This window comes from Desulfobaculum sp. (assembly GCF_054921475.1).
In genome coordinates this window covers 1-25,458 of record NZ_JBUDSW010000014.1, presented here as the reverse complement: position 1 = coordinate 25,458, position 25,458 = coordinate 1, and the positions used below count along the sequence as shown (strand labels likewise).

At 61.8% G+C, this 25,458-nt stretch carries 22 protein-coding genes; 18 read left to right on the top strand and 4 right to left on the bottom strand.

From position 1 onward, the window contains the following. Positions 1 to 84 precede the first annotated feature (84 nt). Positions 85 to 2,373: a type I DNA topoisomerase gene (gene topA, locus ACY69P_RS01810; RefSeq protein WP_462326381.1), complete on the bottom strand. Its 2,289-nt coding sequence runs from the start codon at positions 2,371 to 2,373 to the stop codon at positions 85 to 87. A gap of 193 nt (positions 2,374 to 2,566) precedes the next feature. Between topA and era the strand changes: the two genes are divergently transcribed. The 10 genes from era to fliQ all read left to right on the top strand — a co-directional run bounded on the left by era (position 2,567) and on the right by fliQ (position 9,360). Further along, complete coding sequence (gene era, locus ACY69P_RS01805; protein ID WP_462326380.1) at positions 2,567 to 3,484, top strand: GTPase Era; 918 nt, start codon at positions 2,567 to 2,569, stop codon at positions 3,482 to 3,484. Positions 3,485 to 3,692: 208 nt separating this feature from the next. After that, positions 3,693 to 4,409 (top strand): YggS family pyridoxal phosphate-dependent enzyme, encoded by a 717-nt coding sequence (locus ACY69P_RS01800; protein WP_459900105.1) that lies wholly within the window; start codon positions 3,693 to 3,695, stop codon positions 4,407 to 4,409. A 15-nt stretch (positions 4,410 to 4,424) separates the two neighbouring features. Next, positions 4,425 to 5,186: a motility protein A gene (locus ACY69P_RS01795; RefSeq protein ID WP_404844097.1), complete on the top strand. Its 762-nt coding sequence runs from the start codon at positions 4,425 to 4,427 to the stop codon at positions 5,184 to 5,186. Between the two features lie 23 nt (positions 5,187 to 5,209). After that, positions 5,210 to 6,034, top strand: a complete 825-nt coding sequence (locus ACY69P_RS01790) for an OmpA/MotB family protein (protein ID WP_462326379.1) — start codon at positions 5,210 to 5,212, stop codon at positions 6,032 to 6,034. A 9-nt stretch (positions 6,035 to 6,043) separates the two neighbouring features. Beyond that, positions 6,044 to 6,778, top strand: coding sequence for an OmpA/MotB family protein (locus tag ACY69P_RS01785; RefSeq protein WP_462326378.1), 735 nt, complete (start codon positions 6,044 to 6,046; stop codon positions 6,776 to 6,778). Between the two features lie 37 nt (positions 6,779 to 6,815). Next, complete coding sequence (locus tag ACY69P_RS01780) at positions 6,816 to 7,334, top strand: flagellar basal body-associated FliL family protein (protein WP_404844094.1); 519 nt, start codon at positions 6,816 to 6,818, stop codon at positions 7,332 to 7,334. 49 nt (positions 7,335 to 7,383) lie between these two features. Continuing rightward, positions 7,384 to 7,938 (top strand): flagellar motor switch protein FliN, encoded by a 555-nt coding sequence (fliN, locus tag ACY69P_RS01775; RefSeq protein ID WP_459900109.1) that lies wholly within the window; start codon positions 7,384 to 7,386, stop codon positions 7,936 to 7,938. Positions 7,939 to 7,995: 57 nt separating this feature from the next. Further along, entirely contained in the window at positions 7,996 to 8,331 is a 336-nt protein-coding gene (gene fliO, locus ACY69P_RS01770) for a flagellar biosynthetic protein FliO (RefSeq protein ID WP_462326377.1), read from the top strand. Continuing rightward, entirely contained in the window at positions 8,270 to 9,073 is an 804-nt protein-coding gene (gene fliP / locus ACY69P_RS01765; protein WP_404844126.1) for a flagellar type III secretion system pore protein FliP, read from the top strand. Before fliO ends, fliP begins: the two co-directional genes overlap by 62 nt. Before the next feature lie 17 nt (positions 9,074 to 9,090). Continuing rightward, positions 9,091 to 9,360, top strand: a complete 270-nt coding sequence (gene fliQ, locus ACY69P_RS01760) for a flagellar biosynthesis protein FliQ (protein ID WP_404844091.1) — start codon at positions 9,091 to 9,093, stop codon at positions 9,358 to 9,360. Between the two features lie 119 nt (positions 9,361 to 9,479). Here fliQ and ACY69P_RS01755 read toward each other — a convergent pair whose 3' ends face one another. Beyond that, a complete protein-coding gene (locus ACY69P_RS01755; protein ID WP_404844090.1) occupies positions 9,480 to 10,799 on the bottom strand; it encodes a histone deacetylase family protein in 1,320 nt (439 codons plus the stop codon). Between the two features lie 74 nt (positions 10,800 to 10,873). Between ACY69P_RS01755 and ACY69P_RS01750 the strand changes: the two genes are divergently transcribed. The 8 genes from ACY69P_RS01750 (at position 10,874) to ACY69P_RS01715 (ending at position 22,678) form a co-directional block, all read left to right on the top strand. Next, the gene (locus ACY69P_RS01750; protein ID WP_462326376.1) at positions 10,874 to 11,641 is read left to right on the top strand and encodes an acylneuraminate cytidylyltransferase family protein; all 768 of its coding nucleotides are present in this window, start codon (positions 10,874 to 10,876) and stop codon (positions 11,639 to 11,641) included. Continuing rightward, complete coding sequence (locus ACY69P_RS01745; protein WP_462326375.1) at positions 11,638 to 12,390, top strand: hypothetical protein; 753 nt, start codon at positions 11,638 to 11,640, stop codon at positions 12,388 to 12,390. Before ACY69P_RS01750 ends, ACY69P_RS01745 begins: the two co-directional genes overlap by 4 nt. A gap of 98 nt (positions 12,391 to 12,488) precedes the next feature. Beyond that, entirely contained in the window at positions 12,489 to 14,162 is a 1,674-nt protein-coding gene (locus ACY69P_RS01740; RefSeq protein ID WP_462326374.1) for a hydantoinase/oxoprolinase family protein, read from the top strand. Between the two features lie 13 nt (positions 14,163 to 14,175). Then, a complete protein-coding gene (locus ACY69P_RS01735) occupies positions 14,176 to 14,787 on the top strand; it encodes a CatB-related O-acetyltransferase (RefSeq protein WP_462326373.1) in 612 nt (203 codons plus the stop codon). 87 nt (positions 14,788 to 14,874) lie between these two features. Then, on the top strand, positions 14,875 to 15,294 hold the full coding sequence (locus tag ACY69P_RS01730) for a DUF2721 domain-containing protein (protein ID WP_459900116.1): 420 nt from the start codon (positions 14,875 to 14,877) through the stop codon (positions 15,292 to 15,294). Between the two features lie 289 nt (positions 15,295 to 15,583). Then, the gene (locus ACY69P_RS01725; protein ID WP_462326372.1) at positions 15,584 to 17,800 is read left to right on the top strand and encodes a vitamin B12-dependent ribonucleotide reductase; all 2,217 of its coding nucleotides are present in this window, start codon (positions 15,584 to 15,586) and stop codon (positions 17,798 to 17,800) included. A gap of 263 nt (positions 17,801 to 18,063) precedes the next feature. Beyond that, positions 18,064 to 20,796 carry a sensor domain-containing protein gene (locus ACY69P_RS01720; protein WP_462326371.1) on the top strand — a complete coding sequence of 911 codons (2,733 nt, stop codon included), beginning with the start codon at positions 18,064 to 18,066 and terminating at the stop codon, positions 20,794 to 20,796. A 25-nt stretch (positions 20,797 to 20,821) separates the two neighbouring features. Further along, complete coding sequence (locus ACY69P_RS01715; RefSeq protein WP_462326370.1) at positions 20,822 to 22,678, top strand: PAS domain-containing sensor histidine kinase; 1,857 nt, start codon at positions 20,822 to 20,824, stop codon at positions 22,676 to 22,678. A gap of 99 nt (positions 22,679 to 22,777) precedes the next feature. Here ACY69P_RS01715 and zwf read toward each other — a convergent pair whose 3' ends face one another. Both zwf and gnd read right to left on the bottom strand, forming a co-directional pair. Next, entirely contained in the window at positions 22,778 to 24,325 is a 1,548-nt protein-coding gene (gene zwf, locus ACY69P_RS01710; protein ID WP_462326369.1) for a glucose-6-phosphate dehydrogenase, read from the bottom strand. A gap of 4 nt (positions 24,326 to 24,329) precedes the next feature. Continuing rightward, complete coding sequence (gene gnd, locus ACY69P_RS01705) at positions 24,330 to 25,241, bottom strand: phosphogluconate dehydrogenase (NAD(+)-dependent, decarboxylating) (RefSeq protein WP_462326368.1); 912 nt, start codon at positions 25,239 to 25,241, stop codon at positions 24,330 to 24,332. Positions 25,242 to 25,458 lie beyond the last annotated feature (217 nt).

Here is a 25,458-nt window from a genome sequence, read left to right as displayed (position 1 = left end):
AGGCCCTCTCGCGAGGGCCTCTCCGTGTCGTCTCTTTACGCCCCACGTCATCTTAATACGTGCGGGGCCCGCGCATGCGGGGTGCTAGGCGTCGGCTTCCTCTTCGAGGGAGCGGGTGTACTTGCACTTCTTGTTGGGGCAGGCGAGGTGCTCGCCTTTGGCCTTGGTGGTCTTCTTCTCAAGCACGGGGAACCCGCAGTCGGGGCAGGTCTCTGCCACGGGCTTGTTCCACTGGGCGTACTCGCAGTCGGGGTAGCGGCTGCAGGAGAAGAAGAGCTTGCCGCGGCGCGAGGACTTCTCGACGAGGTCGCCTTCGCCGCACTTGGGGCACTTGATGCCTGTGGTGAACGGCTCGGTGTACGTGCAGTCGGGATAGTTGTCGCAGGCGATGAAGCGGCTGCCGGTGCGGGCGCGCTTGAGAACGAGCTCGCCGCTGCACTCGGGGCACTTGCGGCCAATCTTTTCCACTTCGGCCTTGGTCTTCTCGATGATTTCGATTTCGCCCTTGTCGTTTCGCGTGAAGTTCTTGGTATTGGTACACGCGGGATAGCCGGAGCAGGCGAGGAAGGTCCCGGCCTTGCCGAACTTGATGACGAGGGGCTTGCCGCACTCTTCGCACATGATCTCGGTCTGCAGACCGGTCTTCACGCGGGCCATGTTCTCTTTGGCCTGATCGAGGGTGGGGTAGAAGTCGGTGGTGAAGTCCTTGAGGAGCGCCACCCAATCCTGACCTCCGGTGGCAACCTTGTCGAGGCTCTCCTCCATGTTGGCGGTGAAGCCGACGTCGAGAAGCGTCTCGAAGTGCTCGGTGAGCTGGTCGCTGACCACGGTGCCGAGGTCGGTGGGGATGAACCGCTTCTCGGTAAGCTGCACATACTCGCGGGCGAGAATGGTGGAGATGATGGCGGCGTAGGTCGAGGGACGCCCGATGCCTTTCTCCTCCAGCTCCTTCACGAGCGATGCTTCGCTGTAGCGAGGCGGCGGCTGGGTGAACTTCTGTTCCTTCTGGAAGTCCTCAAGGGTGAGGTCCTGTCCTTCGGCGAGCTTGGGCAGCTCGTTGACGTCTGCCTTGTGGGCCGAGATGGACTGGAATTCGACGAGCTTGGTTCCCTGATAGGCCATCATGTAGCCGGGGAAGAGCAAACGCTCGCCCTTGGAGCGCCACTGCGTCTCACCGGCTTTGGTGATGACGGTGGTGTCCCAGAATTTGGCGGCGGCCATCTGCGATGCGACAAAGCGCTCCCAAATGAGCTTGTAGAGGCGGAACTGATCCGAGGGGAGCAGGGCCTTGACGTCATCGGGGGTGATGTTCACATCAACGGGACGGATGGCTTCATGCGCATCCTGCGCGGAGGACTTGGTCTTGAAGGCGCGGGCTTTTGGCGGATAAAAATCCTTGCCGTAGCGATCGGTGATGAAGTCCTTTGCGGCGTCGCGGGCATCGGCGGCGATGCGCACGGAGTCGGTACGCATGTAGGTAATGAGCGCGGTGGTGCCGCGTTCGCCAAGGTCCACACCTTCATAGAGGCGCTGCGCGGTGCTCATGGTGCGCTTGGCGGAAAAGCCCATGCGGCGGTTGGCTTCCTGCTGCAGGGTGGAGGTGATGAACGGCGGCGCGGGCTGGCGGCGGCGTTCCTTCTCGGTGACGGACTCCACCACGAAGGAGCCTTCGCGCACGGCTTTTTCCAGCGCGAGGGCCTGATCCTCGGAGCCGACCTTGGCGGTCTTGCCCTTGATTTTCCAGAGGTCCGCGTCAAAGGGCGGCGGGTTTTCGCCGGCCAGACGCACCTTGAGCACCCAGTATTCCTCGGGCTCGAAGGCGCGGCGTTCTTTTTCACGCTCCACGATAAGGCGCAGGGCGACGGATTGCACGCGTCCGGCGGAGATGCCACGCTTGACCTTCTTCCACAGAAGAGGCGAGACCTTGTAGCCCACCAGCCTATCGAGGACGCGGCGCGCCTGCTGGGAGTTGAACAGGTTCTCGTCGAGATCGCGCGGGTGTTCAAGCGCTTCCTTGACGGCACGGGACGTGATTTCGTTGAACTGGATGCGCCGGATGGTGGCGTCCTTGTTCTGCTCGTGAATGAGGTTGGCCACGTGCCATGCAATGGCTTCACCCTCCCGGTCCGGGTCAGGTGCAAGGTAGACGACTTCGGCTTTTTCCGCCGCCTTCGTCAGCTTGTTTACCACCTTTTCCTTACCGGGGATGACACGGTATTCTGGCTCGAAGGTATCTTCGTCCACCCCGAGCTTCTTGTTTGGAAGATCGCGCACGTGGCCAACACTGGCCTCGACGGCGTACTTCCGGCCAAGAAACTTCTTGATGGTCTTCACCTTTGCCGGGGACTCGACGATGATTAAGTTCTTACTCATAACAAGTGGGTTCCGTAGCCGAAGGGTTGACGCAAGGCAACCCTTGCATTTCGGATTGAATTGATGGACGTTTCCGGTGCCGGAACATAACTGATTACGGTATACTATCTTTTGCCCGAGTCAATATCGGACAGAAAAAAACACCCTTAACAGGGCGAAAGCATACATCATCTATCAAGGAGAATAACTCCGCATGACGCATCGATTTGGAACTGTGGTCCTGCTGGGACCGCCGAATGCAGGCAAGTCCACGCTGCTGAACAACCTGCTCGGCCAAAAAGTGGCCATTGTCACTCCCAAGCCGCAGACCACGCGCAACCAGATAACCGGCATCCTCAGCGATGAGGATTCGCAAATCATCTTTTTGGACACGCCCGGCGTCCACCGCCTGCGTGGCAAGATGAACCGGTTCCTCTTGCAGGCGGCGTGGAACGGCGCTGGCGCGGCGGATGTCATGGTCGTTTTGGCGGACGCGGACCTCTATGCGAGAAAGCCGCACCTGCTGCAAAAGGAAATGGATCCGCTGGTGGAACGCGTGGCCGCGACATCGCAGCCCGTGTACCTGGCGCTCAACAAAATTGACCTCGTAAAGGAAAAGAGCGATCTGCTGCCGCTGATGGAGTATTTTACCTCCGTTTGGCCAAACGCAGAGATTATGCCCATTAGCGCGGCCAAGGGTGAAGGGGTAGACCGCCTGCTTGCGTCCGTCAAGGAGCACCTGCCGGAATGCCCGCCCATGTTCCCCGAGGATCAAATCTCTACCGTGCCGCTGCGGTTTATGGCATCGGAAGTCATCCGCGAGAAGCTGTTTATGGGCCTGCGCCATGAACTGCCTTATACCACGGCGGTGGAGATTGAACAGTGGGAAGAGACGGACAAGCTGCTGACGATGTCGGCCATCATCTATGTTGCGCGGGCAAACCACAAGGCCATGGTCATTGGCAAAGGCGGCCAGAATCTCAAGGATATCGGCAAAAAGTCGCGTGTTGAGATTAAGGAGCTGGTCGGCAAGAAGGTCCACATTGAGTTGTGGGTCAAGGTCCGCTCCGGTTGGACCGAGGACGAACCCTTCCTGCGTGCCATTGGCTTGACCGGCGGATTTGAGGAATAACCAGCGCGCCAGAATGAGCGGAAAGCGGCGGAGCCGGGGACGGGTTCGCCGCTTTTATGTGCCACGCCCAGCCTGCGGCGTGAAACGCGGCCTGCGGCAAGGGGCGCGCTGCCCCATGCCCGCCGCCGATGTTTTGACGCCACCACCCCGAAACAGTTATATTTTTCCGCCTTTCACGGGCAAAATCCATGCATGAGGAAAAGTTTTCATGATTTCTGAACACGAAGCCCGCGCCATCGGCGAACGTTTGGCCGGTACGCGTGACGCCATTGCAGACGCCGCGCGCAGGGCAGGGCGCGCTGCTGAGGACGTCTCGCTGGTTGCCATTTCCAAGTTTCACCCCGCCGGTGCTGTGCGCGCCGCATACGACGCGGGCCAGCGCCAGTTCGGCGAAAACTACATTCAGGAAGCCCTCGCCAAGCAGGACGAACTGACGGATTTGGACATCTCGTGGCACTTTACGGGCAAACTGCAAAGCAACAAGGCCAAGTTTGTCCCTTGCCGATTCGACCTCATCCACACGCTGGAGTCCCCTAAGCTGGCCCAAGCCTTGCATAAACGCCTGTGTACCGCTGCCGCGCCACGACAGCGCGTGCTCCTTGAGGTGAACCTTGCCGGAGAGGAGCAAAAGGCGGGAGTGATGCCGGAGGCGCTTCCGGCGCTGGCCGAAGCCGTGCTAGGCTATGACAGTCTGGAGCTTGCCGGGCTGATGCTGCTGCCGCCCTTCGACCTCACCCCCGAGCAGCGACGGCCGCTGTTCGCGGAGCTGCGGCGCCAGCGCGACGCGCTTGAAACCCGGCTGAACATGACGCTCCCGGTCCTTTCCATGGGCATGACGGATGATTTTCCGCAGGCCATTATGGAGGGGGCAACCATCGTGCGTGTGGGAACGCGCATTTTCGGGCCACGACCAACCAAACAGTAGGAGCTGGCGAACGCCATGGATCTTGCGACGCTCATAGGCATTGTCCTCGCTTTCGGCCTGGTGGCCGCTGCCATCGTCACCGGGGGCAGCCCCCTGATATTCATTTCCATTCCGTCCATGCTCATTGTGATGGGCGGAACCCTCGGCGCGACCATGGTGAACTACCCCCTGGCCAATGTGCTGGGGGTGATGGGCATCATCAAAAAGACGTTCTTCTCCAGCTTGGAAAGCCCGGCGGAAATCATTGAAAAGTTCATGGACTACGCCAACCGCGCCCGCCGCGAGGGCATCCTCTCGCTGGAGCCGCTGATCAAGGAAATCGACGACGAATTCCTCAAGAAGGGCTTGCAGTTGACCGTTGACGGTCTGGAGCCGCAGACCATTCAGGAAATTCTGGAGACGGAAATTTCCTACATTGAGGAGCGCCACAGCAAGGGTGCGGACATCTGCTCCACCCTTGGGGCGTTTGCCCCGGCCATGGGTATGATTGGTACGGTTATCGGCCTTGTGCAGATGCTGCAGACCATGAGCGACCCCAGCACCATTGGCCCGGCCATGGCCGTGGCCCTGCTGACCACCTTTTACGGTGCGGTGCTGGCGAACCTTGTGTTCAACCCCATGGCGGGCAAGCTGAAAACGCGCAGCAAGGAAGAGGTCCTGCTCAAGGAAATGGTCATGAACGGCATTCTGTCCATCTCTAAGGGCGAGAACCCCCGCATCATTGAAGAAAAACTCAACAGCTTCCTGCCGCCCAAAGACCGCCGGCAGACCGACTAGCTCCCGGCACGGGACACAACAGCATGGCAAGAAAGGAACGAGAGGAAAAACAGGAAGGAGCACCACCATGGCTCGTCACGTTTTCGGACATGATGACCTTGATGCTGACGTTCTTCGTGCTGCTCGTGAGCATGAGCGTGATGGACGAACGCCGCAAACTGGTGGTCCTTGGGTCCATCGTGGGCACGTTTGGCCTTGGGCGCGACAGCTACGAGGTTCTCTCCCAGCAGGATAAAAAGCGCAGCGTGGAGCCCGGCCCCATCGAGGTGGAGGACACCAACGACCTGGAGCCGCTCAAGGAACTCATCTGGGACGACGCCAACGAGGACCTGGATTTCAAATCCAACGAATTCGTGCAGGTCTTTTCCATTGCGGACGATGTACTCTTTGAAAGCGGCAGCAGCCGCCTGAAGCCGGGCGGCAAACGGCTGCTGGAACTGGCGCTGCCGGTGTTCTTTTCCGTGCGCACGCCCATTTTGCTGGCGGGGCACACCTCGTCCCTGCGCGACGAGGAGGGCACGGCCTACCGCGTGGAAGACCGCGACAAGCCCATGGACAGTTCGTGGCGGCTCTCCTTTAGCCGCGTCATGAGCCTGTATCTGTTTCTGCTGAACTCGGGGATGGACCCAGACTTGATGCGCGTTGAGGCCTTTGGCCGCTTCCACCCCCGGTATTCTGAGCTCACGCCCAAGGGGCGGCGCAAAAACCGGCGGGTGGACATCATCCTCGACAAGCGCAACGCCCGCTGGCAGGACAAGTTCTTCTACCAGAGCAAGGACACCACGCCCGAGGAATTCAAGTACAAAGACTTCATCTTCCGGTTTGAACGCCGGGGCAGGACAGAGTAGGGACCCGCCATGGCACGCACGAAGACCAAACAAAGTGGCGGACTGACAGGCGACGAATGGCTCATCACCTTCGGCGATCTGGTGACCCTGCTTTTGACATTTTTCGTGCTCCTGCTCAGTATGTCCTCAATGGACAGGAGCATCCTCACGCGCATCACACTGTTCACGGACGATATTGGCTTTTTGACGTACCGCAGCGCCGGGCAGATCCCCCAGCGCATCAAGTTCATCATCGACGCCATTGAAAAGCCGTGGGAAGTGCTGGATAAACAGCAGCGCATCAAGGATTTGCTGTTCCCCGAAGACGTCCTGCCGCCGGAGATCAACAAGAGCACGCTGGACGAAAACCTCCAGATACTGCAGCGCCCCGAGGGCGTGGCCCTCGTTTTGACGGACAAGGTGCTGTTTCCCCTTGGTGGTTCGGAGCTCAGCCAGCCGGCCAAGGTTGTGCTTGCGTCCGTGGCCGAGGTGCTGGCCTACATGACCGCGCCAATCAACATCTCCGGCTACACGGACAACGTGGGCGGCAACGCCGCGGGCAACTACCGCCTTTCTGGCGAGCGCGCGCTGTCCGTGCTGGACTTTTTCCTGTCGCGCGGGATTCCGGACCAACGGTTTTCCGTGTCCGGCTATGGTCCCAACTGGCCCATCGCCCCCAACACCACCCGCGAAGGGCAGGGGCAAAACCGCCGGGTTGAGATTCTGCTGAAGACCACCCCGTGGCTTGGCGCCTACACGCAATAGACTTTAACCTTCCGTCCGATAAAAAAGGAGCGACACCGTGGCTGACGAACAAATGGAAGCCCCAAAAGAAGAAAAGAAAAAAAGTGGGAAACTCAAGTGGATCATTCTGCTGGTCCTGCTGCTGGCCATTGGTGCCGGCGCCTTCTTTGCTTGGCCCATTGTGCAGGAAAAGCTGCTGGGCGGCGGTGACGCCCCCGCCAATGCCACAACCCAGACGCAGGAACCCGGCGCGCAGCCCATGGCTCCCGCCGGCGAGACGGAAATGGTCACCCTGCCGACCTTTGTGGTCAATCTGGCGGACCCGCTGGGCCGCAGGTACCTGAAGCTGACCCTCTCCGTGGAGGTTGCCAGCAAGGAAGCCGCGGAAACGCTCAATCAATCCGAGGCGAAAGTCCGCGACGCCGTGATTTTGCTGCTGTCCAGCAAGACCTTTGCGGACCTGTCCTCCATCGACGCCAAGCTGGAGCTCAAGGACCAGATTGTGAAGCGCCTGAACCAGATTATGGGCGGGTCGTCCATTCTGCGTGTGTACTTCACGGAGATGGTGGTCCAATAACTGCATTGGACCTGACAGGATTAAAATCAGACCCGATACGAGGATAGGCATGGAAAAGGAACTGGATCAGGATCAATTGGCCGCGGAATGGGCCGCCGCACTCTCGGACGAAGACGAGGGCCAGGACGCCCAGAACGGCGCTGCAGAAGCCCCCGCAGCTGACGCTGGCGGTGATGGCGACGACGACGCTTTGGCCGCAGAGTGGGCCGCCGCTCTTGCCGAGGACGAAGCCTCGGACATGCAGGCCGAGCAGGAAAAACAAGCGGGCTTTGCCGCTCAAAGCTCTGACGCCGCGTTCAAGGATTTGACGGACGACGCCAAGGCTCCGCGCCCGGATGCCACCAAGCGCGACCTTGATTTCATTCTGGATATTCCCCTTGATGTCTCGGCAGAGCTTGGCCGCACCAAGCTGCTCATCAACGAGCTGCTGCAGCTCGGTCAGGGTTCGGTCATTGAGCTGAACAAACTGGCTGGCGAACCGCTTGAAATCTACGTCAACGGCAAGCTCGTCGCCCGCGGCGAGGCGGTTGTCATTAACGAAAAGTTCGGCGTACGGCTGACGGACATCATCAGCCCAATCGAACGCGTGAAGCAGCTTGGGTAGCCGCATGCACGCCCTTTTGCGCCGCGCGCGCACCTGCGCCGCCACCGTTGGCCTGATATGGCTCCCCAGCCAGCACTGGGTGCCGCCTCCCTCAAGGTGGTGGGGGTGCTGTGCTTGCTGCTGGCCGTCCTTTTCGGGGGCTTTTGGCTGCTGCGGCGCTTTGGACCCCGCGCGGGCCTTGGCATGCTGGGGCGCAGCGACCTGAAACTGGAAGGGCAACTTGCCCTTGGCCCCAAAAAGAGCGTCATGGTGGTCCGTTTCTTGAATAAGCATTTGGTGCTTGGAGTCACCGACTCCACCATCAACCTGCTAACAGAAATGGACGCTGATGATGACGAGACCAACACCAATTTTTCCAAAGCGCTTCAAACGGCCAGCCGCAGCGACCGCTAGCATTGCGGCGCTTGCGCTGGCCGCGCTTGTCCTCCTTCCGGCGCTGGCCTGCGCCGAACCGAACATCCCCTCGCTGACCCTCAACCTCGCCGCCGGACAGGCGGAGCCGGAGAAGGTCTCCGTCCTTTTGGAGATTCTCTTCCTGCTCACCATTTTGTCGCTGGCTCCGGCCATCGTCATCACGATGACGTCGTTTACGCGCATCATCATCGTGTTCTCCTTTTTGCGGCAGGCCATGGGCACGCAGCAGATGCCCCCCAATCAGGTTCTGGCCAGCCTTGCCATCTTTATGACCTTCGTCATCATGCTGCCCGTTGGCACCAAGGTGAACGACACCGCCCTGCAGCCCTACCTCAATGAGGAAATCGGCTTTCAGGAAGCCTTAGGCCGCGCGGAAATCCCCATGCGCGAGTTCCTGTTCCGCCACACGCGCGAGAAGGACCTCTCCGTCTTCTACTCCGTGACGGGTATGAACCAGCCCCAGACCAAGGTGGATGTGCCCATGCCCATGCTCATTGCCGCCTTTGTCATCAGTGAGCTGAAAACGGGCTTCACCATTGGCTTTCTCATCTACATTCCGTTCCTCATACTGGATATGGTTGTGGCGTCCATCCTGCTGGCCATGGGTATGATGATGCTGCCACCAGTCATGATATCACTCCCGTTCAAGCTGCTCTTGTTCGTGATGGTGGATGGCTGGAATCTGTTAACGGCGTCGCTGGTCAACAGCTTCTTTTATTGACGGGAGGAAACCGCATTATGACCCCGGAATTCGTTATCGGCTTTGCGCGTCAGGCCATTGAAATGACGCTGATGATTTCCCTGCCCATGCTGGGCATCGGCCTTGGCGTCGGCCTGTTCATCAGTGTGTTGCAGGCCGCCACGCAGATTCAGGAGATGACCCTGACCTTCATACCGAAGATTATCGCCATCTTTCTGGCGCTGCTTGTGGCGTTCCCATGGATTCTTGACAAAATGATCACCTACACCACCAACCTGTTCCTGAACATTCCGCAGTATATCCGCTGACGGCAGGGCAGAACATCATCGGCGTCCGCCGCGCGTCTCGTCCACGCGAAAAACGGGCCCGGAAGACATTATGTCTTCCGGGCCCGTTTTTTCATGTTCGTCGTAAGAAGGGGAAGGAGCTAGAACCCAAACTGGCGGCAGTAGCCATCCTTTCGGTTAATGAGCTGCATATAGCGGTAGCTGCCCTTCACCTGCGCCTCTTCCCACAGCCGAAGGCCCGTGTTCCGGCACCGCTCGCAGGCGGTGATGGGAATCTGGATGCCGACGGACAGCGGATTGACCGAGGACCACGTTTCTATCTTCAACACGCCCGGGCATTCGTCGCACACCTGCACGGACTCCACCTGCGATTCGCTGATGCCGTCGGTATCGTAGAAGATATCCTTGTGGCGCACAAAGAAGCCGTCCACCATCTCACCCTTGAGGGCGCTTTTTGGCGGAGCAAAATACAGCTGCCGCATCTGGTCGGACATCTCCTTGATGTAGTCCGTCACCTTTTGCGGCTGCCGCAGGCGCTCGGCGTCAAAGTCGGGCTCGCGCACACCGGAGTAGTCCACCCCGGCCATGGCGAGGCAGATGCCAAGATTCACGTAGGGCAGGGCGCCCTGAATGGAGTAGCCGCCCTCCAGCACCGCGATGTCCGGGTTCAGCCGCTCGTTGAGCATAGCGTAGCCGCGGGCGGAGAAGTTCATATTGGTGATGGGGTCGGAGAAGTGATTATCCTGCCCGGCGGAATTGATAATAATGTCGGGCTTAAAGTCATCAAGGATGGGCTGCACCACATTGTCGATGACATGCAGGAACCCTTCGTCACTGGTGAAAGGGGGCAGGGGGATATTGATGGTCCGCCCAAGGGCGTTGGGACCGCCAAGGTCCATGGGGAACCCCGTGCCCGGATACAGGGTGCGCCCGTCCTGATGCAGGGAGATGAACAGCGTATCCGGATCGTGCCAGTACACGTCCTGCGTGCCGTCGCCGTGGTGGCAGTCGGTGTCCACGATGGCGACGCGCTTGTGCCCGTAGGTGGCGCGGATATGCTCAATCATCACGGCTTCGATGTTGATATTGCAAAAGCCGCGGTTGCCGTGGACCACCTTCATGGCGTGGTGCCCCGGCGGACGAACAAGGGCAAAGGCTTTGTCCTCCTTGCCCTCCATAACGAGGCGCGCGGCCTTGATGGCGCCGCCGGCGGAGACAAGATGGCTCTTGGTGGCCACGGTGGCGACATCGGGCATGCAAAAGTGCACACGCTCCACGTCCTCATTGGTGGCAACGTCGGGCTTGTGTTCGGTAATGCCCTCTATGTCGAAAAGCCCTTCCTCGCGCAGCTGGTCCTGCGTGTAGAGCAGGCGCTCCTCCCGTTCGGGGTGGGTGGCGCTGATGGCCCAGTCAAAGGCCGGGAAAAAGATAAGGCCGAGTGAATGTTGTGCTTCAAGCATGGTGCGGATTCTCCAATGACCGCGCGGGACTGTTCGTTGTACGCATCCCGTGATGAGACGACGCAAAGGGGGAAATGTCAACCACCTCCACCCAAAAGACACTCATACGCTCCGCATGCGGCGTGGACGGCAGGCCGCCCCCGGTCTATACTGCCGAAATGACGGCGCAACACTCCCACCCGGACCCGGCCGCGGCGCGGGCCGTGGCCATCATCCCCGCGCGCGGCGGCTCAAAGGGCCTGCCGCGGAAGAATATCCGTCCCCTCGGCGGCGTTCCGCTCATTGCGTGGTCCATCATGGCCGCGCGCCGCGCCCGCCGCATCCAGCGCGTTATCGTCTCCACCGACGACGACGCCATTGCCGGCGTGGCCCGCGAGTGGGGGGCGGAAACTCCCTTTATGCGGCCTGCGGAACTTTCTGGGGATACGGCGCGCCTTGGCCCGGTCACCCGGCACGCCGTGGACGCCCTCGCCCGTGAGGGCGACCGCTTTGACGTCGCCGCGACACTCTATCCCACCCATCCCTTCCGCCCGGACGGCCTTGTGGACCACCTTGTGGAGCGCAACCTAGCGGGCTACGCCGTGGTTGTCCCTGTGACGCGCATTCCAGCGCGGCAAGGGACTTACCTCTGCGGCAACGCCTTTCTGCCCGGAGAGGAGGCCCCGGTCTTCCGCCAATACGGCCTGTACGACGGCACCTGCCTCAGCTTTACTGGCTCTGGCGTCTGGTATGAGGAAATGACCAACCCCGTGCACCTTGTGGACATCGACACCAAAGACGACCTCGCCCTTGCCGAAGCCGCGCTGGATGCCGGACTCTTCCGCCGGCCGGAGGACGCATGAACGCCCTGCTGCCCATCTTTCTCACCCCCGGGGAGCCCATTGCCTCGCCAGAGCGCCTGAAGGCGCACCTCAGCGCGGCGCTGGACCTGCTGGCCTGCCTGCCCCTCTTGGACGGCATCCTAGCCGCCACGGACAGCCCAGAAATCAAAGCGCTCCTCACCGCGCGCGGTGTACAGGTGCTCACCTGCGCCCCCGGCCCGGACGCGCCGCCATTTTTGCCCTCCGGCGCTGCAGAGGCCATGGCCCGTCCGGCAGAAGCGCCGTGGATTGTTCTCGACATCCGCAACCGCAGCGTCAGCGAAGCCCTTGTACGCAGCGCCCTTGAACGCATGCGGCGCGAAGGGGCGGACGTTGCCGTCAGCGCGGTGCGCCCGGACGACCACCCCTGTCAGGGCTGGACCCTGCACGGTGAGGCTCCCCACGCCGCCCCGCGCGAGGCCTCGCCTTGGGGCAGCGGGCACGGCGGCGCAGAGCGCGCGCGGTTTACGCCACCAGGCGCGCCATGGGAGCAGGGTCCCGGCGGCGATCTGCGGTGCACCACTACGGGGCGGACCATTTCCGGACGCCAGCAGTTCCCGCCCGTGTTCCGCGCCGAGGGGAGCTTTGCTATCATCGCCACCGGATGCTGGCCCAGCGTCTGGCACGCACAGCCGCGCCTTGCCGTGGCCGCCGTGGAGTTGCCAGCGCAGGCCATAGCCGTCCGCACACCGCTGGACGCCGTGCGCGAAGGCCTTGTCCGCGCAGGCTGAGCGCCCCATTCGGCCCTTTCCAGCGCCCCCGCATTGCTGATACGGTAACGCAATTTCTTTCGACATCCTCACAGGACAAATCTTCGGAGAATACAGCCATGTTGCTTGGAATTGACGTGGGCGGCACCCACACAGACGCCGTTGTCATCGACGGCCAAACCCTCATGGGGTGGGCCAAGATTCCCACGGACCACGACAACCTGCTCCAATCCATCCGCCGCGCCATGAAGGCCGTACTGGCGGACATCCCCCCGCAGGACATCAGCCGGGTGAACCTCTCCACCACGCTGTCCACCAACGCCATCGTCGAGGGGAAAACCGAGGACGTTGGCGTCATCCTGTCCGCCGGGCCGGGCATTGACCCGGAGCACCACCGCACCGGCGCGCAATATCATGTGATTCCTGGCTCCATCGACCACCGGGGCACCGAAATCTCCGCCCTTGAGACGGACGTCCTTGAGCGCGCCGTCAGCGCCTGCGCCGATGCGGGCGTGCGCGCCTACGCCGTGGTGGGCAAGTTCTCCACCCGCAACCCCACGCACGAGCGCGCCATGCGCCGCGCCGTGGAGGACTCCGGCGCCGCGGACTGCATCACCATGGGGCACAGCCTGTCCGGCATTTTGAACTTTCCCCGCCGCATCGCCACCGCCTACTTCAACAGCGCCGTGTGGCGCGTGTACAACGACTTTGCGTGGGCCGTGGAGGAGAGCGCGCGGGAATTCGGCATCACCGCGGATATCAATATCCTTAAGGCCGACGGCGGCACCATGCCCCTTGCGGCCTCGCGCACCACGCCTGTGGAGTCCATCCTGTCCGGCCCCGCCGCCAGCGTCATGGGCATTGTGGCCCTGTGCGACATTGACGAAGACGCCGTCATCCTCGACATCGGCGGCACCACCACGGACATCGCCGTCTTTGCCGACGGCTCGCCCATTATCGAAAGCGAAGGCATGACCGTGGGCTCCTATCCCACGCTGGTGCAGGCCCTTCGGGTGTCGTCCATCGGCATCGGGGGCGACTCCGCCATCCACGTCAGCGCCCACGGCGTCACCGTCGGCCCGGACCGGCAGGGCCCATCGCTGGCCGTCCAGCCACAGGGCGCGGGTGGCCCGGCCCTGACCGATGCCTTGAACGTCCTTAGCCTGAGCAGTTTTGGCGACGTTGACGCCTCGCGCCGGGGCATCGAGAAGCTGGCCCGCCTGTGGGACATGCAGCCGCAAAAGCTGGCCCAACAGGCTGTGGACTTTGCCACGCACCGCATCTGCAGCGCTGTGAGCGAAATGGTCACCGCCATCAACGAAAAGCCCGTGTACACCATCTATGAACTGCTGCGGGGCAAGCGTCTTTCGCCCAAGCACTACTTCGCCATGGGCGGCCCGGCCGAGGCCATGCAGGGCGTCCTGACCGAACGCCTTGGGGCCGCCGTGGGCCTGCCGGAGCACGCTCCCGTGGCCAACGCCATCGGGGCGGCCCTCACGCGGACCACGCTGGATATTGAACTGTTTGCCGACACGCAAAAAGGTAAAATGTTCATCCCCAACTTGGACATCGCCAAGTCCATCCCGCGGAACTACACGCTGGATGAAGCCAAGGCCGACGCCCTCGCCGCACTCACGGGCTACTTGGAAGAGCAGGGCGTTGCCACGAACGCAGCGCCGGACATCACCGAGGCCGAAGCCTTCAATATGGTGGACGGCGTGGTGACCACAGGCCGCAACATCCGCGTCAAATGCCAACTGCGCCCGGGCATCGATGGCCCAAGGCCGCACTAGAGAAGACCCGACCATGCCCAATCCGTTTGCCAGCCCCTTTGAGGGCTACGAGATACAGGACCACATCACCAACCCCAACATCACCGTGGGCCGGCGGAGCTATTACTCCGGCTACTACCACGGCTGCCACTTTGAGGAAAACGTGCGCTACCTCGCCCCGGACCGGGACGACGTGGACCGCCTCGTCATCGGCAGCTTTTGTTCCATCGGCTCGGGCGCGTCCTTTATCATGGCGGGCAATCAGGGCCACCAGATGAACTGGGCGGCGACCTATCCCTTCCACTACATGCCGCACTATCCGGACTGCCCGGACGGCTGGGTGCCGCGCGGCGACACCGTGGTGGGCAACGATGTCTGGATAGGCACCGAGGCCATGATCATGCCCGGCGTGCACATCGGCAACGGCGCCGTCATTGCCGCCCGCGCCGTGGTGACCAAGCATGTCCCTGCCTACGCCGTGGTCGGCGGCAACCCCGCCAAGCACATCCGCTACCGCTTCAATGACGACGAGCGGCGCATGCTGGACGAACTGGCATGGTGGGACTGGGACGACCAACGCATAAACGCCAACCTCAACCTGTTGTGCAGCGGCGATATCACCGCGCTGTACAAGGCCAACAGCTAGCCAACCGCACCCCGCACGGCCCGCCCCGTGCGGGGTGCGCTTTCCCATACCACGCGCCCTGCGCCGCACCACCCACGGAGAACGTTCATGGACATCACCGTCACCACCCCTGCGCTTTTGTTTCCGGCCATTTCACTGCTCCTTTTGGCCTACACCAACCGCTTTCTGGCCCTTGGTGCGCGCATCCGCCAACTGCACGACATCTACTGTGAAAACGGCGGCGAGCATCTGCGCGAGCAGATAGACAGCCTGAAAAAACGCGTGGTACTCATTCGAAACATGCAGGCGATGGGTGTGTTCAGCCTGTTTTTATGCGTGGTGTGCATGTTTGTGCTGTTTGCCGGGCAGGTCTTTGTGGGCAAGCTGCTCTTTGGGGCCAGCCTCGTGATGCTGATGCTCTCCCTGACATGGTCCATGCGCGAGATTTACATCTCGGTTCAGGCGCTCAATATCCACCTCAGCGACCTGGAAGAGGCCGCGCCAAAGACGCCTGGGCAAAACTCATAGCGCCCCTGCACCGCCTGTGCATTCCGCCGCCGCACCCGCTGCGGCGGCGCTGCTGTACCCACCGAATTCCACGGGTATGGGGAGAACCACGGACAGAAAATTTTTCGCCAGCTATCCCGGGGCGTTTCCCTGTGGGAACCATCTCTCTTCCCCGAGGGGGCTTTCCTTCACACGCCCTCTGAGGTAGCGTCTGCGGCGATAGGGCCCCCTCCCTCATCAGTCCAATTTCCATCAATTTTTCCGGAGTGAGACCGTGCTACAGAAGACGACACAGAGCAGCGCACCAGCCATGCCCGATACCATCCGCCCCGCAGCGGTCAACGACAATGCCGAGGTAGTCCTCAGCCGCCGCTACTACCGCAAGGACGCCGAAGGCAACCCCACGGAAAACGCCACCCAGATGTTCTGGCGCGTGGCCGCCGGCATTGCCGCCGAGGAAGCAAAATATACCGAATCACCCTATACCCCGGACCAGCTGGCGCAGGAATTCTATGACCTGATGACCAGCTTCAAGTTTCTGCCCAACTCGCCGACCCTCATGAACGCGGGAACGGCCCTCGGTCAGTTGGCCGCGTGCTTCGTTCTGCCCGTCGGCGATTCCATGGAAGAAATCTTCGATGCCGTGAAGCACGCCGCGCTTATCCACAAGTCCGGCGGCGGCACGGGCTTTTCCTTCTCACGCCTGCGGCAGAAGGACGCCGTGGTGGGCTCCACCGGCGGTGTGGCCTCCGGCCCGCTGTCCTTTCTGCGCATTTTCAACACCGCAACGGAGCAGGTGAAGCAGGGCGGTACCCGCCGCGGCGCCAACATGGGCATTTTGCGCGTGGACCATCCAGACATCCTCGAATTCATCTCCGCCAAGGAGCGCGACGGCGAGCTGAACAACTTCAACCTCTCCGTGGCGCTGACCGAGCGCTTTATGCAGGCTGTGGAAAAGGACGAGGACTACGACCTCGTCACTCCCCACACCCATGAGGTGGTCGCCCAGCTCAAGGCGCGCGACGTGTTCAACCGCTTGGTGTGCAAGGCGTGGGAATCCGGCGATCCGGGCATCATCTTCCTTGACCGCATCAACCGCGACAATCCCACCCCCGCGCAGGGCGAGATGGAAAGCACCAACCCCTGCGGCGAGCAGCCCCTGCTGCCGTACGAGGCCTGCAACCTTGGCTCCGTGAACCTTGCCCTCATGGTGCGCGGCGAAGGCGACAGCATCGAGGTGGACTGGGACGAACTCAGGCGCGTGGTGCACATGAGCGTGCGCTTTTTGGACAACGTCATCGACGCGTCCAAGTACCCGCTGGACCGCATCACCGAAACCGTCCGCAAAAACCGCAAAATCGGCCTCGGCGTCATGGGCTTTGCGGACCTGTTGTTCCAGCTGCGCATCCCCTATTGCAGTCAGGAAGGCCTGCAGCTTGGCGAGCAGGTGATGAAGTTCATCCGCGAGCAAGCCCGCGCCGCGTCCAAGAAGCTGGCCAAAGAGCGTGGTCCCTTCCCGGCCTATGATGAATCCATCTTTGCCGAGCAGGACCTTGGCCCCTACCGCAACGCCACCACCACGACCATCGCGCCCACGGGCACGCTGTCCATCATTGCGGGCTGTTCCTCGGGCGTTGAGCCGCTGTTTGCCCTGTCCTTCGCCCGCCACGTCATGGACGGCGACAAGCTGGTGGAGGTCAATCCCTATTTTGAAGACGCCCTGAAGCAGGCCGGAGCCTGGTCCTCCTCCCTCATGGAAGAGGTCGCCAAAAAGGGCACCATCCGCGACATGGACTACCTGCCCGAAGACCTGCGCGGCGTGTTCGTCACGGCCATGGACTTTGCCGCGGAATGGCACCTGCGCATGCAGGCCAGCTTCCAGAAATACACGGACAACGCCGTCTCCAAGACTGTGAATCTGGCGAACTCCGCCACCAAGGACGACATCCGCGCCATCTACTGGATGGCGTACGAGATGGGCTGCAAGGGCGTCACCGTCTACCGCGACGGCTGCAAAGCCGTGCAGGTGCTCTACACCGGCGACAGCGCCCCCGGCGACGTGCAGGAAGAGGAAATCGTCCGCGAAAGGCCCGACGTGGTCTACGGCTTTACCCAAAAGATCGAAACAGGCCTTGGCGCCATGTACCTCACCATCAACGAGGTGGACCACAAGCCTTTTGAAGTCTTTGCCACCATTGGCAAGTCCGGCCGCTCCATCACCGCCAAGGCCGAGGCCATCGGCCGTCTGGTATCACTGGCGCTGCGCTCCGGCATCTCCGTGCGCGCGGTGGTGCAGCAGCTCAAGGGCATTGGCGGCGAACACCCGGTGTTCCGCAAAAAGGGCATGATTATGTCCATCCCCGACGCCCTCGCGTGGGTGCTGGAGCAGCGCTACATCACGCAGGATGAATCGCCCGTGACAGGCGACGACCTGTTGGCCCCCTCCTGCCCCGAATGCGGCGCGGAGCTGCACTTTCAGGAAGGGTGCTTCCTGTGCGGCGCGTGCGGCTACACCAAGTGCGGCTAGCCCCGCCACCCTCCACACATTCAAAAGCCCCCGGACCACGGTCCGGGGGCTTTTTTGCGCCGCATCCACCTGCCGCGCCATGGGGCCATACGCCCCGGCCAACGCACTTATCCCCCGAAAAACGCCACTACCAGCGCAGCATCACCTTTTGGAGAACGCTCCAACACACCGTCGCTCTTTACAAAACACATTGCACAATCCAATCGGTCTAGCGTATACAGGAAGGCATATATCCATCTGCCACCTCAGCCCCACAGGATGCTATGGGTACCGACAACACTCCAGACCACTGTACAGAGCATGTCGTCCACTGCCACGATGAGCTCCAAACCCTGCGGCAACGCTATGCCCGTCTGCGGCGGGAGCATGACGACCTGCTCCGCCTCATGCAGCACGGCCAAACCACACGCATTCCGTCGTGGCTGCCTTCGGTGGTGGAGCACTCCCCAACGCTTGTTCTGGTCACGGACCTTGAGGGGACGGTTGAATACGCCAACCCCATGTTCTGCGATATTTCTGGCTTTTCCACTGACGAAGTGGTGGGGCAGAGCGTTTTTACCCACACCTCCAAAATGCTGCCCCCCGCGGAGCGCGACCGGATGATGCGCGCCCTTGTCCACGGGCGCGAGTGGCGCGGGCTTCTGCGCCAGTGCAAAAAAGACGGCGAATGCTACTGGCTGGACGCCGTCATCCGCCGGCACGACAATCCCGACGGCACCGCCAATCTCGTAGGCATTATGGAGGACGTGACCGAGCGCCTCAACACCCGCAGCGAAGGCCTCAGCAACGAACGCCGCCTCGGGCTGTTGTACCGCATTGCCAACGTGGTCAACGTTTCGCCCTCCATCGACGAGCTGTTTCCCACCATCCACCGCATTCTGCTGGAATACATCGCCGCACCCAACTTTTACATTGCCCTCATCGACAAGGACAACGACCGCCTCGTCTTTCCCTACTACATGGACGAGATGGAATCCTTTTTGGAAATCCGGGGCATCAGCGACCCCGCCACCAAAAGCCTGACGCTGGACGTCATCCGCTCCGGCAAGCCACTGCTCATCAATGCACAGGACGTAGACGCGGGCGGCGACGGCCTGCGCGAGGGCGTTTCAGGCGTGGTGGGCACCATGAGTGCGGTGTGGCTGGGCGTTCCCCTCATGGTCAGCGGCACAATCATCGGGGCCATGGCCATTCAGGACTACCACAATCCGCATCAGTACACCGAGCAGGACGCCGACCTTTTGGCCGCCATCTCCGGGCAGGTGGCGCTGTCCATTGAACGCATCCGCATGGAGGACGCCCTGCGCTGCTCCGAAAAGCGCTACCGCACCGTGTCCGACTCCGCCTTTGGGCTGGAGACGTGGTGCTCACCGGGCGGGCGCATGCTGTATGTGTCCACCTCATGCCTTCGGCTCACGGGCTACGCCGAGGAGGACTTCCTCGCGGACCCGCAGTTTATGCTTGGTCTGCTGCACCGCGACGATGTACCCATCTGGACCCAGTTCATGGAAACCGACGAACACTCGGACACGGACTCCATCGACGTGCGCTTTTTCCGCAAGGACGGGCGCATGCGCTGGCTGAATGTGGTCTGCCGCAGCGTCTTTGACGACGACGGCTCGCCCCTTGGCGTCCGCTGCAGCATGCGCGATATCACGGACCGCAAAAGCTTAGAGCGCCGCCTCAGCTACGAATCCCTGCACGACACCCTCACAGGCCTCGCCAACCGCGAACTCTGCCTTGACCGCATCCGGCAGGTTTTGGCGCGCTCCAAGCGCCGCCCGGACTACCACTACGCCGTGGTCTTCCTCGACATTGACCGCTTCCGCGTCATCAACGACAGCCTCGGCCACGCCTTTGGCGACAGCGTCCTGCGCGAAACAGGCCTGCGGCTTTTGCACTGCGTGCGCAGTCTGGACACCGTGTGCCGCTTTGGCGGCGACCAATTCATCCTGCTCCTCGACGAACTGGAATCCCCGCGCGAGGCCATTACCGCCGTGCACCGCGTGCGCGCAGCCCTTGCCAAGCCCCTGACCATTGGGGACCGCTCCATCCGCCTGACGGCCAGCTTCGGCATCGTCCTCAGTCAAACCGGATGCACCCAGCCCGAAGAAATTCTGCAAAACGCCAACATCGCCCTGTATGAAGCCCGGCGCGAAGACCGCCGCAACCACATCAAGGTCTTCACCACCCGCATGCGCGAGCGCGCCGCGCGGACCATGTTCTTTGAAAACGACCTGCGCCGCGCCATCCAAAACAAAGAATTCTACGTTCTGTACCAGCCCATTCTGTCCATCAAAACCGGCGAAGTCGTCGGCTTTGAGGCCCTGTGCCGCTGGCGGCACCCCATCCACGGCGAAATTCTGCCCAGCGACTTCATCCCCCACGCCGAGGACACCGGCGATATTATTGACCTTGGCCTTTTGGTGCTGCGCCAAGCCTGCGCCACCATGGCCGAGTGGCAGGCCGCCTACCCCTCGCGCGCAGATCTGGTGCTGTCCGTCAATCTTTCCGCCGTGCAGTTTTCCCAGCCCAGCCTTGTGGACCAGATTACCTGCATCCTCGACGAAACAGGCCTCACCCCCTCGTGCCTCAAGCTGGAAATCACCGAAACCGCCATCATGCGCAATGCCGAAAGCGCCCTTGTCATGCTCAAGCGGCTCAAGGCGCTGGGCATTCAACTCTCCATCGACGACTTCGGCACAGGCTACTGCTCGCTGTCCTATCTCTTGCAATTCCCGGTAAATACACTCAAGGTGGACCGGTCCTTCATCGTGGACATGAGCAAGGGGAGCCAAAACACCGAAATTGTGCGCATTGTTCTCGCCCTTGCCCGGACCATCGGCCTCGACGTTGTTGCCGAGGGCGTGGAGCAGGCCGACCAGCTCGACCTGCTCAAAGGACTAAGCTGCGATTTCGTGCAGGGCTTTTATTTTTCCCGCCCCCTCGAATCCACCGCCGCCAAAGCCCTCATCGCTGGAGCGCGCACCAGCTGACACCTTCAGCCACCAGTAGCTCCCTATGGCCTTCCGCTTCCCAGACGGGCTGTCCCTTTCATCGCTGACAGACACCGAAAGACAACTCCTTTCCGCCGTGATGGACAACGCGCAGCTGGGCATCATCGTTTTTGATGCTGAGGCGAAGCCGCTTTTTGTCAATGCCAGCTTTACGGCCATGACGGGCTATACCCTTGCGGACCTTACCCCCCTTGGCGCATGGCTGCACCGGGCCTATCCCGACCCCACGCTGCGCCACCGCCTGCTGCATCTGTGGCGCGAGGACCGCACCCGCTCCTTTGTGGAGCGCGAGCATCCCCTCACGTGCGCTAACGGCGAAACACACATCATCAATTTTCGGCTCATCAATCTGCCCTCGGGCCTGAAGCTGGCCACCCTTGTGGATGTGACAGCCAACAGGCGCTACGCGCATATGCTGGCCACCAAGGAACTCTTCCTGCGCAAGGTTTTCGAGACCCTCAACGACGGCCTCGCCCTGACGGATGCGGACCAAACCGTCATTGCCGTCAACCAAAGATACTGTGAAATCATGGGGAAACAGCGGGCGGAAATCCTTGGGCGGACGGTGCTGGACTACATTGACGAGGGTCTGAGCGCCACAACGCGCGCCACCATCCGCGAGCAACTCCAAACCCGCGCCGCAGGCAAGGCCGATGTCTACGAAATTGATTTCCGCCGCAGCAACGGGCGCAACGTCCACTGCCTCATCTCCGCCGCGCCGCTGTTTTCCGAAACCGGCCACTTCAACGGCAGTGTCGCCGTGGTCACGGATGTCACCCGCGTGCGAGAAATGGAGCGCGCCCTCACCGAAAGCGAAAAGCGCTACCGCGCCATCGTGGAGGACCAGACGGAATACGTCTGCCGCTTCCGCCGCAGCGGTACGCTCACCTACCAAAACCGGGCCATGCAGAACCTGCGCCTTGCCTCGCAGGCCCCGCCGTCCACATTTTTCGACCTCATCAGCGAGCAGGACCGGGGCGCGGTGCGGCGTGGTGTCTCCGCGCTGTGCGGGGCATGCCCCATCGTCACCTGTCAGACCAGCCTCACCACGGCAGACAACACCATGCGGCATTTGGAATGGAACGTCCGCATCATTTTCAACGACGACGGCTCCCCCGCGGAATACCAAGCCGTCGGGCGCGATGTGACCCGCCGCGTGCAGTACGAACAGCGCCTGAAGGAAAATGAAAAACGCCTGCGCATTCTCTCGCGCCGCTTTTTTCAGGCGCAGGAGCAGGAACGCCAGCGCCTTGCGCGCGAACTGCACGACGACGTGGGCCAGACCCTTGCCGCCGTCAAATACGCGGTGGAAAATGCCATTCTCGATGTTGCCCCCGTGGCGGACGAAGCCAGCGTAAAGCCCCTTCGCAGCGTCGTGACCCTCACCCAAGGCCTCATCGACAAAATCCGCAACATTCAGGCGGCGCTGCACCCGCCAAGTATTGAGGACCTTGGCCTCATCACGTCCATGAACGGCTTCTGCGCAGAATACGAAAGCATTTATTCCCACGTGCTGGTGCAAAAACGCATAGAAATAGAGGAAGCCGACATCCCGCCCAGCCTCAAGGTGACCTTCTACCGCATCATGCAGGAGGCCATGAGCAACGCCGCCCGCCACAGCGGGGCCAGCGTGGTCTGGCTGACCCTCGCCCACGAGGACGCCGCCCTTGTCCTGCGCATCCGCGACAACGGCTGCGGCTTCTCCCTCAGCACCGACGCCATGCGCGAGCGCATCACCACAGGCATGGGGCTGGAAAATATGCGCGAACGCACGGAAATGAGCGGCGGCGACTTTGGCATTTTTTCCCAGCCCGGCAAAGGCACCGTTATTCAGGCCACATGGGACGCCGCAAACGGGTAGGGCGCCCTGTTTTCTCCACCACGCAAAACGGCCCGGACAGTGTCTGTCCGGGCCGTTTTGTTTCCGCCTAGTGGACCAGCGTCACCGCATGGCGCCGCCCTAAAACAGCGTCCGCACCGTCTCAAGGCTGGCCTGTGGCCCCCACGAGCCAGCAGGGTAGGGGTGCAGGTGCTCCTCCGCATCGCCGCAGGCTTCGCACAAATCAAGAATTGGCGTCAGGTAGCCCCAGCACGCCTCCACGCCATCCTGCCGCCAAAACAGCGTCTGGTCCCCAAGCATACAATCCAGAACCACCTTTTCATACGCATCCAGCCCCGTTCCCGAGGCCTCGGCGGAAAAGTCATAGCGCATGGTCACGGGCCGAAAGCACAGCTGCGCCCCCGGCACCTTGGCCTGAAATTGGAGCGAAATGGCATTATCCGGCGCCACATCCACCACCAGCCGGTTGGGCGCCATATCTCCCTGCGCCACCTCACGGAACATGGAGTGCGGCACATCACGGAAGGTAATCACAATGCGCGTCAGCTTTTCCTGCAGCCGCTTGCCGGACATGATGTGAAACGGCACCCCCTGCCAGCGCCAGTTGTCCACATACGCCGTGAGCATGGCAAACGTCGGCGTTATGGATGAGCCGGAGACACCACGCTCCTCGCGGTAGGCGGGCACCTCGCGCCCATCCACCACACCCCGCGCGTACTGCCCCAGCACCAAGTGCTCCCGCAGCCGCTCCGGCGCAAAGGGGCGCAGTGCCCGGTACACCTTCACCTTTTCATCGCGCACCCGGTCCGCCTCAAAGAGCGCGGGCGGCTCAATGGCCACAAGGGACAAAATCTGCATCATATGATTCTGGAACATATCGCGCAGGACGCCCGCGTGCTCATAGTATCCAGCCCGGTGCTCCACTCCTATCTTCTCCGACGATGCGCAGGTAATGGACGCAATATACCGCCGGTTCCAAATCGGCTCGAACACCGCATTGCCAAAGCGGAACAGCAAAATATTCTGCACGGTTTCCTTGGCAAGGTAGTGGTCTATGCGAAAAATCTGATGCTCGGCAAAGGCCTCGTGCAGGGTGGCATCCAGCGCGCGGGCGCTTGGCAGGTCATGCCCAAAGGGCTTTTCCACCACCAGCCGCGCGTACGCCTCTTCAGTTTCGCGGGCGAGGCCGCTCCGGCCAAGGTGCTCGGCAATCGTGCCATACACAGCAGGCGGCGTTGCCAAATAAAACAGGCGGTTGCCGCCATCTCCGCGCTCCGCCTCCCACTGGCCAAGGCGCTCGGCCAGCGCGCCGTACTCCTTGGGGCTGTCATACTGCAACTGGTGGTAGTGCAGGTTCTGCGCGCACTGGTTCCACAGGTCTTCTTCAAAAATATCGGCATCCTCAAGCGCCTGCTTCATGCGGCGGCGGAACATGGCATCATCCATGCCGGAGCGCGCCACGCCCACCACCGTGCTTCGCGGGTCTAAGAGCCCACCACGCAGCAGCCGAAACAGCGCCGGGAACAGCTTGCGCGCCGTCAAATCCCCGGACGCACCAAAGATGACAAGCGAACACGGCGCCGGTGCGCCCCCACGCGCGCACTCGCCATGGGTCAGCGCCGACGGCGAAAATGCACGCCCCAGTGCAGACGACGAAACACTGTCCACAGCACTACTCCTTGTTCGGACGTTTTACCGCGTGCCCGCCAAACTCAGCGCGAAGCGCCGCAAGCAGCCGGTCCGCAAACGAATTCTCCTGCCGCGAACGGAAGCGCTCCATGAGCGCCAGCGTCAGCACCGGCGCCGGGACAGCCGCGTCCACAGCCTCGGCAACAGTCCAGCGCCCTTCGCCCGAGTCCTCCACAAACGCGGCCACATCCTCAAGGCGCGCGTCCCCGGCAAAGGCCGATTCCGCCAACTCCAGAAGCCACGAGCGGATAACGCTCCCCTGATTCCACAGCCCCGCAACGCGCGAAAAATCCATCTCCTCGCCATAGCGCGAGGCCTCCAGCAGCGCAAAGCCCTCGGCATAGGCCTGCATCATGCCGTATTCAATGCCGTTATGGATCATTTTCACGAAGTGCCCCGCGCCGTGTCCGCCGCAGTGCAGATAGCCATCCTTGGGCGCAAGGGTTTGAAGGAGCGGCGTCAGGTGCTCCACATCAGCGGCGTTGCCGCCAAGCATCGTACAGTAGCCAACCTCCAACCCCCAGATGCCGCCGCTCACCCCGGCGTCCACGTACCGCAGGCCATGCCCGGCCAGATTCGCCGCGCGCCGGATATCATCATGGTAGCGCGAGTTGCCGCCGTCCACGATGATGTCCTCCGCGTCCAGCAGCGGAATCAGCACGTCAATATGGTCATCCACAGTCTGCCCCGCAGGCAACATAATCCACACCACGCGCGGCCGCTCCAGCTGCTCCACCAGCTCCTCAAGGGTATACGCCCCCGCCGCCCCGGCAGCGCGGATGTCATCCACCCGCTGGGGCGTGCGGTTATACGCCACCACAGCGTGCCCGCCGCCAAGCAGCCGCCGCGCCATGTTCATGCCCATGCGGCCAAGGCCAACCATACCTATCTGCATAAGTCCTCCATATGCATCTCCATGTGCGCCGCGCAGCACAGCGCGCCGACTTCGTGCGTTTGGTTCAGCATAGCAGGAAGCAAGAGGGCTTGAAATGGGAGAGCAGGCGCAGGGGGGCGCGGGGGAGGAGAACAGGCCCAAGGAAGGGGGGAGGGGGCCAGAGTTTTTTGCTCCGCAGGCCTAAGGGCCGTGGGCCCTTAGGGATCCCATTTGCGCA

Coding starts and splice junctions, on each gene's coding strand:
- ACY69P_RS01720 (WP_462326371.1), top strand. CDS start 18,064: ATGGGTACCGACAACACTCCAGACCACTGTACAGAGCATGTCGTCCAC.
- ACY69P_RS01785 (WP_462326378.1), top strand. CDS start 6,044: ATGGCACGCACGAAGACCAAACAAAGTGGCGGACTGACAGGCGACGAA.
- ACY69P_RS01795 (WP_404844097.1), top strand. CDS start 4,425: ATGGATCTTGCGACGCTCATAGGCATTGTCCTCGCTTTCGGCCTGGTG.
- ACY69P_RS01730 (WP_459900116.1), top strand. CDS start 14,875: ATGGACATCACCGTCACCACCCCTGCGCTTTTGTTTCCGGCCATTTCA.
- ACY69P_RS01745 (WP_462326375.1), top strand. CDS start 11,638: ATGAACGCCCTGCTGCCCATCTTTCTCACCCCCGGGGAGCCCATTGCC.
- ACY69P_RS01715 (WP_462326370.1), top strand. CDS start 20,822: ATGGCCTTCCGCTTCCCAGACGGGCTGTCCCTTTCATCGCTGACAGAC.
- ACY69P_RS01735 (WP_462326373.1), top strand. CDS start 14,176: ATGCCCAATCCGTTTGCCAGCCCCTTTGAGGGCTACGAGATACAGGAC.
- gnd (WP_462326368.1), bottom strand. CDS start 25,241: ATGCAGATAGGTATGGTTGGCCTTGGCCGCATGGGCATGAACATGGCG.
- fliP (WP_404844126.1), top strand. CDS start 8,270: ATGACGAGACCAACACCAATTTTTCCAAAGCGCTTCAAACGGCCAGCC.
- ACY69P_RS01800 (WP_459900105.1), top strand. CDS start 3,693: ATGATTTCTGAACACGAAGCCCGCGCCATCGGCGAACGTTTGGCCGGT.
- fliQ (WP_404844091.1), top strand. CDS start 9,091: ATGACCCCGGAATTCGTTATCGGCTTTGCGCGTCAGGCCATTGAAATG.
- era (WP_462326380.1), top strand. CDS start 2,567: ATGACGCATCGATTTGGAACTGTGGTCCTGCTGGGACCGCCGAATGCA.
- ACY69P_RS01790 (WP_462326379.1), top strand. CDS start 5,210: ATGGCAAGAAAGGAACGAGAGGAAAAACAGGAAGGAGCACCACCATGG.
- ACY69P_RS01725 (WP_462326372.1), top strand. CDS start 15,584: ATGCCCGATACCATCCGCCCCGCAGCGGTCAACGACAATGCCGAGGTA.
- ACY69P_RS01755 (WP_404844090.1), bottom strand. CDS start 10,799: ATGCTTGAAGCACAACATTCACTCGGCCTTATCTTTTTCCCGGCCTTT.
- ACY69P_RS01740 (WP_462326374.1), top strand. CDS start 12,489: ATGTTGCTTGGAATTGACGTGGGCGGCACCCACACAGACGCCGTTGTC.
- ACY69P_RS01750 (WP_462326376.1), top strand. CDS start 10,874: ATGTCAACCACCTCCACCCAAAAGACACTCATACGCTCCGCATGCGGC.
- topA (WP_462326381.1), bottom strand. CDS start 2,373: ATGAGTAAGAACTTAATCATCGTCGAGTCCCCGGCAAAGGTGAAGACC.
- fliO (WP_462326377.1), top strand. CDS start 7,996: ATGGCTCCCCAGCCAGCACTGGGTGCCGCCTCCCTCAAGGTGGTGGGG.
- fliN (WP_459900109.1), top strand. CDS start 7,384: ATGGAAAAGGAACTGGATCAGGATCAATTGGCCGCGGAATGGGCCGCC.